This window comes from Streptomyces sp. NPDC046985 (assembly GCF_040644415.1).
Classification (GTDB): domain Bacteria; phylum Actinomycetota; class Actinomycetes; order Streptomycetales; family Streptomycetaceae; genus Streptomyces.
On sequence record NZ_JBEYWK010000022.1, the window covers coordinates 60940 to 76183 of the forward strand.

A 15244-nucleotide genomic window follows, 5' to 3' on the forward strand; every position below is an offset into this window, starting at 1 on the left:
CCCAGTACAGGCTGTGTCGTAAGCGCGTCATCGCCCACACTCCGTTCTTGGCAGAAAGGGCGCGGGCCGGACGGACAACTCCGTCCGGCCCGCGCCGCCGGACTGGCTTGGGCTACGAGGTGGTGCAGGCGCTCGGGCAGGAGCTCCCGCAGTTGTCGCCGGTGCTGCACATCAGCACCGTCTCGGTCGCCGGCGTGTTCTCGATGAACGTGATGTCGAGCTGGAACGGGTCGTCGGCCTTGTCGACGACGTCGGCGGTCGGCTGCGCGGGGGCAACCGGCTGCTCCAGGTGGACGGCGGTCATACGTACCTCCTTGACGGATGGTGCAGGGTTCCGGGGCCCGGTCGGGTCCCGGCGCTTTGGTGCCCGGTGGAGGGCCGTGTCGGCAGCCTGGGGCACGTGCCGGAAGGTCGAGGTGCGGTCGTGAGGGCGCCTGGCCGATTGGTCGGCTGTGACGCTAGCCAGGCCACCGCCCTTCCGGGGCGGCTATGCGCCAGTGGGCGGGATCGCTGTCGGGGTTCGGCTGGAACTGCACGCTCTTCCCTTCGCTCGCTCCGGTCGGGCGTGTGGGGAGGGCCAGTGGGAGGGGGACTCCTCCCCACACGCTTCCTCCGGCACCGAGCCTTGCTCCAGGCCCGGCTGCCGGGTCGTGCACCCGCCCGCCGTCCGGGACCGTCACGCACCGGACAGCGGGCAGGCGGTACAGCTTCCGGTCGGGGGCGGCGGGTTCCGGCCGGTCGCTGAGGAACTTCGTCGAGGGTGCCGATCAGGTCATCGCCGATGCCTTCGTCAGCCAGGGAGCGTGACAGAAGGCGGGCGATCCGGCGCTTCAGCTCGTCCTCAGCGTCGACCGGCCGGCCCGGCAGCCCGGCGGCGGTCACGTCGTCGACGGCCACCATCATGGCCTCCCTGAGGGAACACGGAAGGTGGCCCAGGTGGTGCGGCCGTCGTTGGTGACGCCCCATTTCCGCGCGAGCACCGTGACGAGCAGCAGTCCGCGCCCCGATTCGTCGTCGTCGCCAGCAGAGCGCATCCTGGCCGGAGCCGGGTTACCGTCGGTGACCTCGATGCGGATTTCGTCGTCGGGGTACTGGACGCGCAGCCCGACATCGCCTGCTCCGTGCTCGACGCCATTGCTCACCAGCTCGGAGACGACGAGCGCGATGTTGTCGGCCAGCGGCCCGCGCACGTGCCACAGCCCGAGAAAGGCCAGAGTGATCCGCCGTGCGTGGCCGACACACACCGGCTCCGGTTCGAAGGCCGCCTCGAAAGCGCGCGACGTCTGCGGCAGCCGCTTCGCAGCAACCGGTGCGACGGCTGTGGCGGGCCACATCAGCGGCCTCCCCGGTGAGCTGCGTGCCGACCCGGCTTCACGACGCCGCTCCCGCGGTCTCCGGGGTCACGAGCGCGACGAACCCGCCGCTCTCCTCGACCAGGGCGAGCTTGAGTTCGTACTCGTCCACGTGCGGGCTGATTACCGAGTACGTGAGCGCCACGACCCCGTCGACGAACCCGGCCCGGATCTGGTGCCGCACGGCGGACCAGCCGGGCCGCAGCAGCGGATCGGTCACACCGAAGCGGTCCGTGAACACCTGCAGCGTGCTGGTCTGCCAGCCCTCCTGAAGGGCGTAGTCCCGTGCCGCGTCGCAGGAGTGCGCGGGCTCGCAGCCGCGCGCCGCGAGCAGGTACAGGCACACTCGCGGGACGCGCCCGGCTGCCTCTATACGCGTCAGGCACCGGTCGAGCACATCGCGACGGTCGTTCATCAGACGGACCAGCGGGTCCGTCCCAACACGGATCTCGTCGGGACGGAACCGTGCGAGCCACGCTCCCGGTCCATCCAGTCCCTGCCCTTGTTAAGGGCAGTGATGCTCTGGCGCATTGCTGGCCTCGGCTCGTCAGGGGGCAGTATGGGGATGTCGGCCCGGTCCCAGAGGGCCTTGGTCGGGCCCTCACAGAGGCCGGGATCGCGCACGAATCCGGGGGCACACGCCCTCATCGGGCCGACGGAGACAGGCTCCGGTTCGGCCGCCGCAACCAGCTTGATGCGCCCGCTAGTTAACATTCAAGGGAATGCCCAGACGGGCACGAATTGGCAAGTGCCATCGAGTGGACAGAGGGTGTTGCAGAGAGGACGGACCGTGCCAAACTCTCGACGTAACCCTCTTCCTGACGGGCAGACACCTCGGTCCGGAGGACAGAGGCTCCGATCTGGCGAACAGCACACCGAAGTGAGGGGACAGTTGGCGGCACGACGGGGACCGACGTACCTGCGGGTCATGCTCGGCAAGGAGCTGCGCGAACTGCGCGAGCGGAAGAAGAAGCACGCTGAGGAGACAGCCGGGCCGGATGATGAGGTGGGCTCCTACACCGCCGAGGCCGTCTCCACGAAGCTGGGCTTCTCCCGATCGAAGCTGAGCCGCGTAGAGGCCGGCGAGATCCCGCTGCCCAAGCTGGCGGACCTCGAAGCGCTGATGGACGAGTACGACGTCATAGAGCCCGGCGACCGCGATGTCCTGCTGCAGATGCAGCGCGATTCCCTCAAGAGCGAGCCGCTGACGACCTTCAGGAACGTGCTCCCCTCCGGGATGCCGCGGTACCTGGGTCTGGAACGTGAGTCCGTGCGCATCCGGGGCTTCGAGAACAACGTGGTGCACGGGCTGCTCCAGGACGAGCAGTACGCGAACGCCCTCATGGGTTCAGCCAAGATCGTGGAGGAGAGAACGACCGACGCCGTCGAGCGCAGCGTCCAGGCCCGCATGGAACGCAAGACTCTGCTGGACGGCGCCCGAGAGGTCCACATCATCCTGACTGAGAGCACGCTGCGCACGAAGATCGGCAGCCCTGAGGTGATGCGCGCCCAGTACGCGGAGATCATCCGCCTCTGCGAGCAGGACAACGTAGAGGTGCAGGTCATCCCCGATGACCTGTCTACCTACCGTGCGGGGTTCTGCTTCACGGTGCTCGAGTTCGACGAGCTGGACCCGGTGGTTCAGAGCGACGGCTACCGATCCATCACCATGTGGTCGAAGCCCTCCGATGTTGGGCAGTACCAGCGGCAGTTCGATGCCATGGTAAAGGCGGCGCCAGGGCCCTCCCAGACGCCGTCATTCCTGATGGAACTCGAAGAGAAACTGTGGAAATGACTGATCACACGAAGCCCGTTCCCTCCACCGAGTTCGCGCCGGAAGGGTCGTGGTTCAAGTCGTCATACAGCGACCAGGGTGGCGGCAACTGCGTCGAGGTCGCCATCCGGCAGGCCCAGGTCGGCATCCGTGACTCCAAGGAGAAGAACGGCCCGGCTCTGGCCCTGCCCCGGTCCACCTACATCACGTTCATCGACACGGTGAAGTCCGGCGCCGTCGACTTCGGCGTACTCGACTGATCACCTGCGCAACAGATTGTGGCGTGGTCCTCCCCAGGGGATGTGGGGAGGACCACGCCACAATCTTTGTTCATCGTGCACCCCTGGTCGCGCAACCACCAGGAAGCGACTCCCGAGCGCACGTGCGAGAGGTGATGCTGTCCCGGCTCCCAGCGCGGTGTGTGAGCCATCGGCGTCTGAACAAACGGCGCCATACTTGCGCAGATAGAACCCGCCACACCTGCACCCGGCGGATCTGTCAGCGGGCTGCCGTAGCTTGGAGCGCATGGCCTTGAGTACCGATGAACGTGACCTGCTGCAGATGATCGCCGACTCGCCCAAGCCGGTGGCGATGTCCGACTACTTCCCCGTCCTCAACCCCGCCGAGCCGGGAATGGACGAGAACCACCCCGGCCACGAGGCGTGGACCGAGCGACAGATCGCCTGGCACGGCGTCTCGCTTCAGCTGTGGAAGCAGAGCCTCGTGCGTGTGGTGGTGCCCGCTGACGGCAGCCAAGGCGACCTCGTCGAGGTCACCGACGCCGGACGCCAAGCCCTCCGGGCCGCGGCGGCGCACGCGTGACGTCGCCCGAGCCGCGGGCGCTGCCCGGACCCGTCAGTGCGATCCGCCTCACCTACACCTGCGAGCAGGGGTGGTGGGACACCGGCGAGGACGAGCCGGAGATCTGGCACGTGGCCGCTGACCTGTACGACTCGGAAGCTGAACGCAGCGTCGAGCGCGTCGGCTACTTCGAGTTCTACCGCGCCGACCCCTATGCCACCCGTGACCTGTTCGGCGTCCTCGACGGCTATGACGGCGACGTCGGCGTGATAGCCGAGTCGATCCTGAACCCGGCCACCGGGCACTTCCGTGACGACCTGGACGAGTACGCCGAGCCGTTCGGGTCGGGCATGCTCCTGCTCAACTCCGCACAGCTGGCCCGCCCGTGGCGCGGGTTCGGTGTCGGAGCGGTGCTGGCAGGCAAGGCCATTGCCCGCCTGGGGTTTGGTGCCCGCGGGGCCGCCTGCTACCCGTCCCCGCTGGACCGCACCGGACTTGGGGACGACGACGCCCGCGACCGCGCTGTCAGCGCCCTGCAACGCACCTGGTCCAGCTTGGGGTTCCGCCCCTACCGCGACGGAGGCGTCTACGTCCTGAACCTCGCCACCACGGCCCTGAGCGAGGCCCTGTCGGCGCTGACCGACCGTATCGAGGCGCTGCCGCAGCCCGACCGTGAGGAGTGGGAGGCAAGAGTCGACCGGGGAGTATCCGGGGTATGACGCTGGTCGGTCCGCCGATGCAAACAGGTGCGGACCAGCGCCGAGCCGGTCAGTTGCAGGAGCCGAACGGCGCGTTTGGTCACCGGTGCCGCTAGCGGGGGTGAATGACTACCAGGTCCTGACCGTAGCGGGCGGTGAGCCGGTCGAGGACGGCTTTGACCGCGTGTGGCCAGGGCCAGCGCCCGCTTCCGCACACCAGCCCCCTTGGCTCACCCGCTCCAGCATCGCCCTCACCGCCTCTCTCCCCGCCAGCGTGTGACTGGATCCGGACATCACGCCGGAAGATCTCTGTTCGTCCGGCGAGGTTCGCAGGCGGCCGGTAGCGTCGCTCTGCGCCGAAGGGGTAGCCCTTGTATCGCCACAACGGACACGGGAGGGGAGATCGGTGGTCGACCGGATCTGGCTGGATGTTCCGTACGCGGAGAAGGACCAGGCGAAGGCGGCCGGGGCCCGGTGGGATCCGGCCGCCAAGCGCTGGTACGCACCCCGCAAGGGCATGACCGCCCTTGAGCTGTGGGCGGCGGCCCCTGACGTGCCGGACCTGCTGCCGGGCGAGGACCGCACGCTGGGCGAGGGCCTGTTCGTCGACCTGGTGCCCTCCAGCTGCTGGTTCACCAACGTCCGCTCCTGTGTCAGTCCGCGGGACTGGGAACGGCTCCGCCGGATGATCACCCGCCGGGCCGGGATGCGGTGCGAGGCATGCGGCGCCGCGGAGAACCGTGACGCCAAGCGGTGGCTGGAGGCCCACGAGCGGTGGGTGTACGACGACGCCGCCCGCGTTCAGCGTCTCAAAAGGCTGATCTGCCTTTGCACCGAATGCCACACCGTCACCCACTACGGATACGCCCAGGTCCGCGGCCTGGAGTCGAAAGCGTTCGCGCATCTGGTCAAGGTCACGGGGATGAGCCATGCCGAGGCCCGCAGCCACATCCGCTACGCGTTCAACGTGTGGGAGGCGCGTTCGGTCAGGGCCTGGACGCTGGATCTGAGCATTCTCACCGACGCCGGGGTCACCCTCCAGCGTCCGCCTCGCGCGGGCGAGCGGGGAGGCTTCGCCGCAGCGACGCTCGCTACGGAACGCGGCATCCCGCAGCCTGCCACCGCTGATGCGGGGGAGATCGTGGCGCGGATCGCCGTTGAACGCGGCATCGCGCTGCCCGCCGACACCCCTACCGCTACTCCGTCGGCGGCAGAACCGGCCCCGCACCGTACCCCGGCTGTGCCGGGTCCGCGGGAGGCGGCGGAGCCGTCGCTGTTGCGGCGGATCTTCCGCCGCGGTCGCTGAACTCACCTTCCCTGCCGATACTGCACTATCGTTCATGGCTATCTCTTCAGTGCGCCTGCTGGCATCACGAGGTGCCTCACAACGCTCCCCATCCACGACTGCAGGCTTTCGGTTTCGCGGTCCGTGACGCCCGGGAGAGCTGCGGGATGAGCATCGAGGCGCTTGCCGAGGCCGCCGATCTGTCCGCCCGCATGGTCATCGGCATCGAGCATGGCAAGCGGAACCCCTCACTGCTGACCATCCTGGCCCTGGCTCAGGGGCTGGGCGTCGCTCCGGGCCGTCTGCTCGAACCCGCGACGCCGCGGCGGGAGCCTGGGACATGAGTCCGCGCCGGCTCGCGCTCGTACCCGATCCCTATCCCGGTGAGTCTCTGATGAGCTGGGGGGACGCGCTCGCGCGGCTCAACCAGGTCTCCCGGACCGAGGCGCTACGCATGGCGGGTCTGATCAGTTCCAGCACGGTGTCGGCCGTGTTCGGCTACCGCGTCAGCGACGCCGTCGTGCATGCGGTGAACCAGAGCACCGGGGTGACAGGGCAGCGACTGCGGAGCATGACGCTCGCCTACTACGCGGGCAGCGCGCTGGAGCCGCTGCCGCCGGACGACGCGAAGGAGTACGGGGCCTGGGCCACGTGGCGGTACCGGCAGCGGACGGTGCTGCCCAAGCACTCCAACGCCTGTCCTTCGTGCCTGCGGGAGAACGGTGGCCGCTGGCTCCTGAAATGGCGGCTCGTCTGGTCGTTCGCGTGCGTGCGGCACCAGAGGTATTTGATTTCGCAGTGCTCCGGCTGCGGTTCCGCCCTGCACCGGGTGTGGCCCGGGGATCCGCAGTCCTGGATCTGTCCCGGGGCCTCCCGTGGGCTGGGGCTGCGTACGCCGGCACAGCCGTGCGGGCGCGACATCCGCCGCATGCGGGGCAGGCCGGTCCGCGACCTCCGGATCCTGGCCTGCCAGCGAGACATCGACCGTCTGCTCGGCGGCCCGCACATCACGACGCCGGAGGAGGCATGGGAAGTCCTCGGGGCGCTGTACCGCTCGATGCAGGACGCGTGGTCGCCGGTGCGGCCCCTTCGGCTGCCCGCGACGGACGAGGCGGTCCACGGGGCCTGGGACCGTCATCTCGCGCCTGGCGGGAGCGGCGAGCGGAACCGCCCTCTGCTCGTGGCCGCCGCTGTGAAGATCGCCACCGAGGCCGGCCCCGACGCCGCCGATGACGAGACGGCGGGAAGCGGACACGCACGGCCGAACTGGGGCGCCAGGAAGTTCGGGCAGCGCGGTGAGGTCGAACTGGCAGCGAACCGGTTCGGCGGCCGCTGCCGTCACAGCGGCTGCTCCGCCTGGGTGCCGGCCGGGCACGGCGTCGTGTTGGGCGACACCGACGGCTGGGACACCTACTGCCCGCGGCACGCTCAGGCGTTCACTCGGCGGGCGCGGTCGCGCGAGCACACCGGTGTGGACGCCTTCACCGAGCCGTGTCTGGGGTTCCTCGACGCGCGCCTCCGTGAGGAGGAACAGCGCCTGGGCGAGGAGGAAGACGATCTGCTCCGGCAGCGGATCGAGGCCCAGCGGCTGATCCTGGACGCCTGCGCGGCCACCGCTGCCCGTACACGCGAGGGCAGGTCCCTGCGGTACGCCGTACGGTGCCTGCTGCTGCCCTACGCGGGGCATCCGGACTTCCGTACGACGTGGCTGCCCCGCCAGGGCGAGAACCCGGCGAGCCCCCTCGTCGAGAGCGCGGCCGGGGAAGAGGGACGGGGAGGGACGGGCCGTGGCTGAGGAGGAGCCGGTCCGGCGGCTTGGGGTGGTTCCGGCCCCGTTTCCGGGGGAGGCGTTCGTCAGCTGGGTCGACACCGTCGCGGCGAGTCTGCGGGTGTCGCGGGCGGCGGCCCTGCGGACCCTGGGACTGCCGGGCAGCGCGAGTTTCAGCACCCACCAGTTCCATCTGAGCCCGGAGCAGTTGGAAGGACTGTGGCGGCGTACGGGTCTGAGGCCGGCGCAGGTGGAGCGGATGCTGTTCGGCTTCTACGCGCCGACGGTGCTGCCGCAGCTCGCTGAGGACAACGGGCGCGTCGGTCAGGGTGCGCGCGTGAGCCAGCCGTGGCTGCGCCGCGATCACTCGGCCGCGTGCCCGCTGTGCGTCGAGGCGTCGGGCGGCCGGTGGCTGCTCGGCTGGCGGCTGAAGTGGACCTTCCTGTGCGCGGACCATCTGGTGTATCTGGTGGACCGTTGTTCGCGCTGCGGCCTCAGGTTGTACTGGCGTCTGGAGGCGACCGGCGCCGGACAGCGGACGCACTGCATGCGTCCGGAGGCGCGGAACGGCCGCGGCGCACGGCGCCTTGGGGCGACGGTGTGCGGGTTCCCGGTGGCGGAGATGCCGGCGCTACCGGTGGGCGATGAGGAGGCCGTTCACGTCCAGCGCCGCGTCCAGGAGCTGTTGACCCCCGCCGACGTCGCGCACAACGAGACCTCGCGCCGCCTGCTGCAGCAGCTCGTCCTGATCATCCGCGATGTCACGCACCGCAAGACGTTGGCCGGTCTGCTCGACCGGATGGAGAGCACGGTCATCGACGCCGTGCACGAGACACAGGGGCAGCCGTGGCAGCCGCCGCTGTCGTGGACTTTGGAGAACGGGACGCCCGCCGCGGTGTCCGCCCTCGTGCGTATCGCCGCCCGGTCCGTACTGTGGGACACGTCCGGGGCGGGGCCGCCTGGCTGACGGATCGCTCACAACCACGAAGGCTACGTGGCCCGTTCCGCTGGGCCACGGCTTCGTCATCGAGCGGTGCTCAGGCGAAGCGCCGGGCGATGAGGTCTATGGCGCCTGGCGTTATGACGTGATCCGCGTGTACGGGGCACAGGACCTGTGTCTTCACCACGTGTCCCTGGCCGGGCGGTACCCAGGCCGCGCAGGCGATCGCGCGGCACGTGCCGCCGAAGCGGTTGGCCGGCGGTGCGCCGGTGCCCGGGGGAAGGAGGCCGTCGGCCGACCACGAGGCCATGTCGGCCTGTGTCCAGGGTTCCTGGGAGGCGCTGAGACCGCCCGCCGTCGCGATCTTGATGAGAGCGGCCGTCAGCAGTGGATCGTTCTGGTACCACAGGGCCCCGCCATGGCCGTGCCAGCGCCGGTGGAGGACGACGTCGGTGTCCGGAAGCGGCGGGACGTCGTCGTAGCCGATGCGGATGCCCTCCAGCGCTGTATGCAAAGAGCGGAGGATGTCCCGGCCGCCGTCACCGTGCGGGTTGTCGACGAGACGGTCGAGACGACGCTGGCACTGGAGCAGATGCGGGTCGGACAGCCGGGGAGGACGCATACGGGAGATGACCCGGAGACAGACGTGTCCCTGGCGGCTTCGGTCGTACTGGCCGCACACGACCGCGTCCGCCGGGCCGGGGCCGACCCGGTGTAGACCGTTGCCGCAGCCGCGGCAGGCGCCGAGGAGATAGACGCGGTGGCGAACGCAGGCGAAGGACCAGACAAGACGCCAGCGCAGCAGCCAGCGCCCGCCGCTCTCGCGCAGACACGCCGGGCACGCGCGCGACCGCACGGACAGGGCGAGATGAAGGCGGGCCAACCAGATGGCGGCGGTCCGCCAGTGTGGGGGAGAGGGAAACGAGGGCAGGACGCCACCGGTGTAGTGCGCGAGCGTCATCGCCTGCTGCCGGGCGGCGGACAGTCCGGTGGCGGCCTGCACGCGCGCTGTCGTCTCGCCGGTGATAGACGGCACCGAAGTGCACGGTAAGCCGGTACCCGGAGACATCGGGGCGGGCGAAGCCCGCGAGGCGAAGGGCTTGCAGGCGGCCGACACGGTTCAGGCGGGCCAGCGCGTCGACCCAGCTCAGGAGGGACTCACCGGGGTACGGCTCGGGCACCAGGGCGAGACGGCGCAGTGATGGGACTTGGAGCCGATCCTGCATGCGCGCATCGGGCCGTGTTCTGCCGGTCGCCTTACGCACTTCCGTCAGCCGCGGTCCGCTTACCGTTCTGCTTCTGCTTCGCTTGCCTCGCGTTCTGACGGTATTTCAGTTCCGTGACCTTGGCGTAGGCGCGTTCGTGGGCGTACGACAGGACGATGGAGTCCATGACCTCGCGTGTGATGGCCTCGGTGCCCCGCTGGACGGCGCGTACGGCGCTGCGGCGGATGAGGGCGTGCAGGCCGGCGATGCTGCCGTCGGTGCGTTCGTGCAGGTAGCGCCAGTGCCGACGGGTCAGGCTCTCCTCCTCGTGCCGGTACAGGGCGAGCGACCTCTCCAGGGAGCGGATGACGCCGACCCACTGGAGGATGCCGTCGTCGCTGTCGAGGGCGAAGGGCGCGAGTTCCTGACGGCTGAAGCGGCCGGCGGTCTGGGTCCGGACGTCGCCGACAGCAGCCGGAGCCGGGATCCTGGTGCGGCCGGAGCGTCTGCGGGGGATGGCGGGGCCGCCCTCGCTGAGCAGCGGGCTGTTCTCGAGGTCGACGCCGGTGCCGATGATGGTGCACGGGGCGTGGTTGGCGAGGAACTTGATGTGGTCGTTGGAGGCCCGGCCCTCCTTGAAGGAGCAGTCCAGGAAGTGCAGGTCGTCGAAGATGATCAGCTGGGTGCCGCACGCCGTGAGTGCTGTCAGGACGCGGTCGTCGATGGTGTCCTTGGTGCCGCTGGTGGGGACGTTGAGGTAGCGGGCGATCGCGAGGGAGATCTGTTTGGGGGTGACCTGGTCGGTGAGCGAGATGTAGACGACGGGGACGTAGTCGCCGAGCCGGTCGGGGTCGAACCGTTCGGGGAAGTCCTCCCGCAGTTCCTGCTCGAACTTCCGGGCGATCATCTTGACCAGGGTGGACTTGCCGACCGTCGGCGGACCGTCGATGAGCAGGCCGAGCCGGGCGCCGGGCGGCGCCATCTCGTTGGCGGCCAGCAGTTCCGTGATCTCGGTCTCGAAGTGCCGCACGGCCGGTGTCCAGGCCAGCACCAGGGCACTGTGGTAGCGGTTACGACTGCGGTTCAGGCGACGCCGTTCAGCATCATCCTCGTCCCTCGTCAGGAAGACCTCGTACGGCGGCAGCAGTGGCCGCGAAGGCGGCTCGTAGAACACGTAGCCGAACCAGTCCTCCTTGGTCCGGGGTTCGGCCAGCCCGGGATGCAGACCGTCGCCCGCTCCGGCGGGCGGCGGGGCCGTCACGGTGTGCCGTCCTTCTCCGGGCGGCCGCCCCACACCTCGTACGAGGGCAGGGCGTCGAAGTCGATCGTGACCTCTTCCTCGTCCTGGGAAGGCAGTGGTGGCACGGCCCGCAGGCGGGGCTCTGTGACGGGGGTGTCGGCGGCGGAGTCGACGAGTTCGGTGCGGGCCCTGTCCCGGGCCGCGGCTCTGGCGCGTTCGGCGTCGCGGGCGCGTGCCCGGCGGGAGCGGGCGGTGGACGCCTCGGCGGCGTCCGTGCGGTTCTGCAGGTCCAACAAAGCGTCCAGGACGGCTTCCTGGTCCTGCGGGTCGCGGCCACGCGCGCGCAGTTCCTGCTTGACCTGGCGCAGGGTGATGTCGGTGAACGGCTCCAGACCGGTCAGCGCGTGGCTCCAGCGCAGTGTGTGCCAGATGCCGGTGTAGGGATCGTGGAAGTAGACCTGGGTGACGTCCCGCGGGTCGTAGCGGATCGGCCAGGTGCCGTTTGCCTGCGGGTAGGGGGACTTGGTGCCGTTGTGGGCGCGCAAGACGGGCGCGCTGTAGTGCAGGTAGTCCTTCTGAATGCGTCGGTTGGTGATCGTGCACCAGTGGATCGGCAGGAGTTCCAGGAACAGGTTGGCGTCGCGCGGGGCGGCGATGTAGCCGCAACGGTGCACGGCCAGCCGGTAGGCGTCGTTCGGCGACAGGTTGATCTCCGGGAAGCCCGGCAGCACCAGCCCCTTGTGCCAGCGGCTCTGGTAGACCGCGACGACGTACTCGGCGAAGAACTCCTCCAGTTCCTCGATCGTCCAGCGGGCCACCGCGTCCACGTCCCGGCCGCGGTGCACCACGTGATTGCCCTTGTAGCCGGCGATGTGCTGGGAGAACTGGCTCCTGATCGTCTTGAACGCGGCCTCGACCTGCGGTTTGTCGGTGGGCCGGTACTTGCGGGTGTCCTGGATGGTGATCCCGTAGCGGCGGCACACGTTCTTCACCGCCTGCGAGGCGAACGCCTTGCCGTGGTCGATCACGATCTTCTCGGGAAACACCACCGGGCGGGCCGCGGCGGCGGCGAACCGCTCGTCCCGTGCGAGCAGCGGCTCGCACGGCAGCCGCAGCATCCGGTGCCGCAGCCCGTCGGGCCAGCCCGGACGCATGGGTTCCGGCATCATCGCGTCCGCGATCACCAGGCCCGCGTCCACCGCCTTCGTGCCCTTGGGCACCAGACGCCACCCCAGCAGGCTGCGGGTGCACACGTCGATGGCGATCGTCAGGTCCACCGAGATGACGACGTCCTCGACCGGATCGTAGGCACGCACGTCCAGCCAGCTGGTGTCGATCATCACCAGCTCGCCGGGACGGCTGGCGGTGATCGGCTGATAGTGCCCGTCCGGCCGGTTCGCCACCGACTGGCGTGTCGTGGCCTGTCCGGTGGTGTAGAGGCCGGGCAGAAGAGCGGCCACGTACCGGTTGAACGACTCTGCGACGGCATCTTCACGACGTCCGGGCCGTGGACGTCGGCCAGGCGGCGCTCCACCCGGCGCCGCAGCCGGTTCAGGCTGCCGGTCGAGTCATCGGCCTCCGTCACATGGTGCTGGGTGAGAACCGCGTCGATCAGCCGGGGATCCACACCCGCCAGCGGATCCGACGGGCGGTGGCTGCGCCTGTCCACCAACCCCCACGGACCCTCCTCCCGCCACCGGCGCAGCCGCCGCCAGATCTGCTGCTCGCTGTAGCCCAACCCCCGCGCCTTGCTCCGTACCCGCTGGACCAGTGGCACGTCCGGGGCGTACTCCGGCCTCGGCTCGCCGGGTTGCGCGTTCTCCGGACCCCCGCCGCGATAACCGGTGGTCATCTCCAGGATGTGCTCCTGGGCACTCTGGAGATCCTCCAGCTGTTTGTCGGTCAACTTGTCGAAAAGCGCGGCGGCATCCAACGACATTTTCCGCTCAGCAGAGTCGCTGTCACCGCCGGGTTCAGCCTCTGGGAGCTCGCTGTCGTCGCAGAGACGGAAGCCGGGGTCAGCGAGCAAGTGCCCCACGCCGATCACGGTCCACGCCCCGCTCTCCGAACGCAGCCGCACCCCATCGTCGGTCACCCCGGTCACGGTGTGCACCTCGTCGTCCAGCCACAGCCGCGTTCCCTGTCGCAGTCGCACAGCACCGCCAGCCGTCATGCCCCCACCTCCGCCGCGGTCTTCACCAGCGTTGCATCCCGCAGCGGACGATCCAGATCCGTGACGATCCGCTGATGCCACATCAAGTGGTACAGGACCCCGCGAGCCAGATCCGGGAACTCCATGAACCGCATCAGCTCCCCGATCTCCACCGGCTCACGAGCCAGCTCCAGCAGACGCGGCACCAGATCCGCACCCAGATGCAGCGGACGCCGGGCACTGGACAACAGGTCGACGTTCACCCACAGCTGCCCGCTCGGCTCCGACACCATCGCGTACTCCCAGCCCAGCCGCTCACACACACGGCGAGTGCGCTCCTCCTGCAGCAGCACCTTCGGGTCATTCCGCAGCTCGGGGTTCTTCACGTCCAGCAACAGCACGCTCCCGTCATGGCGGCGCGCGAAGACATCCGGCGTGTGCCGCCACGATCCCCGGGCGTCGATGGCATCGAACTCCAAAGGCTGAGTGACGAAGGCCGACACCCGCGGATCGAAGTCCAGCAGCGTCAGCCACCTCGACTCCAGCACGCTCTCGTACTCGACGAAGTCACCCCACTTCGCCACCCAGTACTGACCCGGCATGTGCCCCTGGTCCCGGTGGCTGGGAATGACCCGCGCCATCCGGCCGTCCTCGAACCGTACGCAGGCCGCTTCCTCTAACCGCACCAGACGCTCGACCCCCTCGGCATCGACGTACCGCACCCGCACCAGGTCGATATCCCGGACCAACGCCTCCGACGATTCCGGCAACTCCGCATCCCCGCTCACCGTGAACTCCCCTGCTGCCACGGACTCCTGGCCAAACGCCCCGCCGGCACCTGCGCCGCCACCGCCTCCGCGTACACATCTGGTACCACGAGCCGTGCCAACGGCCGAGCCGCCAGACCCCCTTCGTCCGCCGCTGTCCGTACCAGCGGCGCAAGCCGCCGCGACAACTCCCGCATGTTCTCCGCCGCCAGCAGGGGCATCACCACTGTGAGAAAGGCCGCTGCAGCCCCCGCCGAAGCGGGCCCCCATCCGAACTGACCCCGGTGAACTCCGCGCTCGCCGCGCTCCTCCAGCAGAGCCCGTGCGCACCAGGCAGGCACATCCGGTAGACGCCCCAAAACCCTCGGCAGCCCCAACCGCAACAAGATCACACACGCGCGAAACGCCGCGAACCACTCGCCCCTCGACACCTCCGCCTCTCCAAGAACCGGACGTGCCTGCCCGAAAGCGATGTCCAGCCATCGCCGCTGTGCGTCGACCGTCTCTCTATGCGCCTGGTTCACGCGAACTGTCGGTAGCCACTGCGAACAGGGCCTCCCGCGAATGGAGTTCGCGCAACAAGTCGGGGGCCTGACCCACAGCGCCGACACGACCCGGGGCCGGTTTCCACCCCACCGGAGCACCCCACCGCACGACGGACAACGATCCAGTAGCAGCACCTGGTGCTCGGGGCATACCGCCGCGCACGACAGCTTCCACCACAGCCGCCACACCCCACCCGAAACCAACAGACAACTTGGGCACGTACGGCTGCCGTACACCTCCGCCCACTCACGGCCCGCCGAGGGTCGATGCGATTTGCCTGCCGAGAGCACCGCCGACACGTTCAGCGGTCCGCCTTCGAAAACGGACAGATGCATGCCGTCCACCAGGCTGCCGGGAATACCCGTCGTCGCGTACAAGGTCCGCCGTAGTGATTCGTCCGATCGCACGCCGAAGACCGGCGGTCGCACATCCGCGGACGCCCCGCGCAGCCGCAGACCCAGCAGATCCGCCACCTCCGCGGGCGGGCAGCGGTTCAGCCGCGCCATCCGGTCCACCCACGACCCTAAGGCTTCTCCCGAACGCGGGGCCGTGACCAGTGCCAATCGTCGCGGCAGCACTGACCCCACCCCCAAGAAGCGATGCAGACCGCTCTCATGTAGGGGTACACGCTATCAAGTGCACTATCACGTTGGCGTTCACACTCTCATTTCCGTCCTCCGCCCTCACGCGCGGCGGCACTTGGCGCATCTCTTGCT

At 69.3% G+C, this 15244-nt stretch carries 18 protein-coding genes; 9 read left to right on the plus strand and 9 right to left on the minus strand.

All coding sequences use genetic code 11. From position 1 onward, the window contains the following. Positions 1–112 precede the first annotated feature (112 nt). The 3 genes from ABZ861_RS25840 to ABZ861_RS25850 all read right to left on the minus strand — a co-directional run bounded on the left by ABZ861_RS25840 (position 113) and on the right by ABZ861_RS25850 (position 1767). Positions 113–304 carry an FxLD family lanthipeptide gene (locus tag ABZ861_RS25840; RefSeq protein ID WP_127151617.1) on the minus strand — a complete coding sequence of 64 codons (192 nt, stop codon included), beginning with the start codon at positions 302–304 and terminating at the stop codon, positions 113–115. Positions 305–899: 595 nt separating this feature from the next. Continuing rightward, complete coding sequence (locus ABZ861_RS25845) at positions 900–1334, minus strand: ATP-binding protein (protein ID WP_361634484.1); 435 nt, start codon at positions 1332–1334, stop codon at positions 900–902. A 37-nt stretch (positions 1335–1371) separates the two neighbouring features. After that, the gene (locus ABZ861_RS25850) at positions 1372–1767 is read right to left on the minus strand and encodes a hypothetical protein (RefSeq protein ID WP_361634487.1); all 396 of its coding nucleotides are present in this window, start codon (positions 1765–1767) and stop codon (positions 1372–1374) included. A 513-nt stretch (positions 1768–2280) separates the two neighbouring features. On the opposite strand from ABZ861_RS25850, the gene ABZ861_RS25855 reads away from it, so the two are divergent. From ABZ861_RS25855 to ABZ861_RS25890, 8 genes are all read left to right on the plus strand, one after another. Then, entirely contained in the window at positions 2281–3147 is an 867-nt protein-coding gene (locus tag ABZ861_RS25855) for a helix-turn-helix transcriptional regulator (protein WP_361634489.1), read from the plus strand. Beyond that, complete coding sequence (locus ABZ861_RS25860) at positions 3144–3386, plus strand: DUF397 domain-containing protein (protein WP_361634492.1); 243 nt, start codon at positions 3144–3146, stop codon at positions 3384–3386. The genes ABZ861_RS25855 and ABZ861_RS25860 overlap by 4 nt, the downstream gene beginning before the upstream one ends. A gap of 271 nt (positions 3387–3657) precedes the next feature. Then, the gene (locus ABZ861_RS25865) at positions 3658–3948 is read left to right on the plus strand and encodes a hypothetical protein (RefSeq protein WP_361634495.1); all 291 of its coding nucleotides are present in this window, start codon (positions 3658–3660) and stop codon (positions 3946–3948) included. Next, positions 3945–4646, plus strand: coding sequence for a hypothetical protein (locus ABZ861_RS25870; protein WP_361634498.1), 702 nt, complete (start codon positions 3945–3947; stop codon positions 4644–4646). Before ABZ861_RS25865 ends, ABZ861_RS25870 begins: the two co-directional genes overlap by 4 nt. A 385-nt stretch (positions 4647–5031) precedes the next feature. After that, positions 5032–5931, plus strand: a complete 900-nt coding sequence (locus ABZ861_RS25875) for a DUF5710 domain-containing protein (protein ID WP_361634500.1) — start codon at positions 5032–5034, stop codon at positions 5929–5931. Between the two features lie 71 nt (positions 5932–6002). Continuing rightward, positions 6003–6254 (plus strand): helix-turn-helix transcriptional regulator, encoded by a 252-nt coding sequence (locus ABZ861_RS25880; RefSeq protein ID WP_361634503.1) that lies wholly within the window; start codon positions 6003–6005, stop codon positions 6252–6254. Next, complete coding sequence (locus tag ABZ861_RS25885) at positions 6251–7705, plus strand: DUF6221 family protein (RefSeq protein WP_361634506.1); 1455 nt, start codon at positions 6251–6253, stop codon at positions 7703–7705. Before ABZ861_RS25880 ends, ABZ861_RS25885 begins: the two co-directional genes overlap by 4 nt. Further along, positions 7698–8645, plus strand: coding sequence for a TniQ family protein (locus ABZ861_RS25890; protein WP_361634509.1), 948 nt, complete (start codon positions 7698–7700; stop codon positions 8643–8645). The genes ABZ861_RS25885 and ABZ861_RS25890 overlap by 8 nt, the downstream gene beginning before the upstream one ends. Positions 8646–8715: 70 nt before the next feature. Here ABZ861_RS25890 and ABZ861_RS25895 read toward each other — a convergent pair whose 3' ends face one another. Beyond that, complete coding sequence (locus tag ABZ861_RS25895; RefSeq protein WP_361634512.1) at positions 8716–9654, minus strand: TniQ family protein; 939 nt, start codon at positions 9652–9654, stop codon at positions 8716–8718. On the opposite strand from ABZ861_RS25895, the gene ABZ861_RS25900 reads away from it, so the two are divergent. Beyond that, positions 9641–9820 (plus strand): hypothetical protein, encoded by a 180-nt coding sequence (locus ABZ861_RS25900; protein ID WP_361634515.1) that lies wholly within the window; start codon positions 9641–9643, stop codon positions 9818–9820. The two genes, ABZ861_RS25895 and ABZ861_RS25900, sit on opposite strands and share 14 nt — an antisense overlap. 55 nt (positions 9821–9875) lie before the next feature. Here ABZ861_RS25900 and ABZ861_RS25905 read toward each other — a convergent pair whose 3' ends face one another. From ABZ861_RS25905 to ABZ861_RS25925, 5 genes are read right to left on the minus strand one after another with little or no spacing between them, the layout of a single operon-like run. Next, complete coding sequence (locus ABZ861_RS25905; protein WP_361634518.1) at positions 9876–11084, minus strand: TniB family NTP-binding protein; 1209 nt, start codon at positions 11082–11084, stop codon at positions 9876–9878. Continuing rightward, complete coding sequence (locus ABZ861_RS25910) at positions 11081–12403, minus strand: Mu transposase C-terminal domain-containing protein (protein ID WP_361634668.1); 1323 nt, start codon at positions 12401–12403, stop codon at positions 11081–11083. Before ABZ861_RS25910 ends, ABZ861_RS25905 begins: the two co-directional genes overlap by 4 nt. Beyond that, positions 12403–13236 carry a hypothetical protein gene (locus ABZ861_RS25915; protein ID WP_361634520.1) on the minus strand — a complete coding sequence of 278 codons (834 nt, stop codon included), beginning with the start codon at positions 13234–13236 and terminating at the stop codon, positions 12403–12405. Before ABZ861_RS25915 ends, ABZ861_RS25910 begins: the two co-directional genes overlap by 1 nt. Continuing rightward, the gene (locus tag ABZ861_RS25920; RefSeq protein WP_361634522.1) at positions 13233–14024 is read right to left on the minus strand and encodes a TnsA-like heteromeric transposase endonuclease subunit; all 792 of its coding nucleotides are present in this window, start codon (positions 14022–14024) and stop codon (positions 13233–13235) included. Before ABZ861_RS25920 ends, ABZ861_RS25915 begins: the two co-directional genes overlap by 4 nt. Next, a complete protein-coding gene (locus tag ABZ861_RS25925; protein ID WP_361634524.1) occupies positions 14000–15115 on the minus strand; it encodes a TniQ family protein in 1116 nt (371 codons plus the stop codon). The genes ABZ861_RS25920 and ABZ861_RS25925 overlap by 25 nt, the downstream gene beginning before the upstream one ends. Positions 15116–15244: the final 129 nt, after the last annotated feature.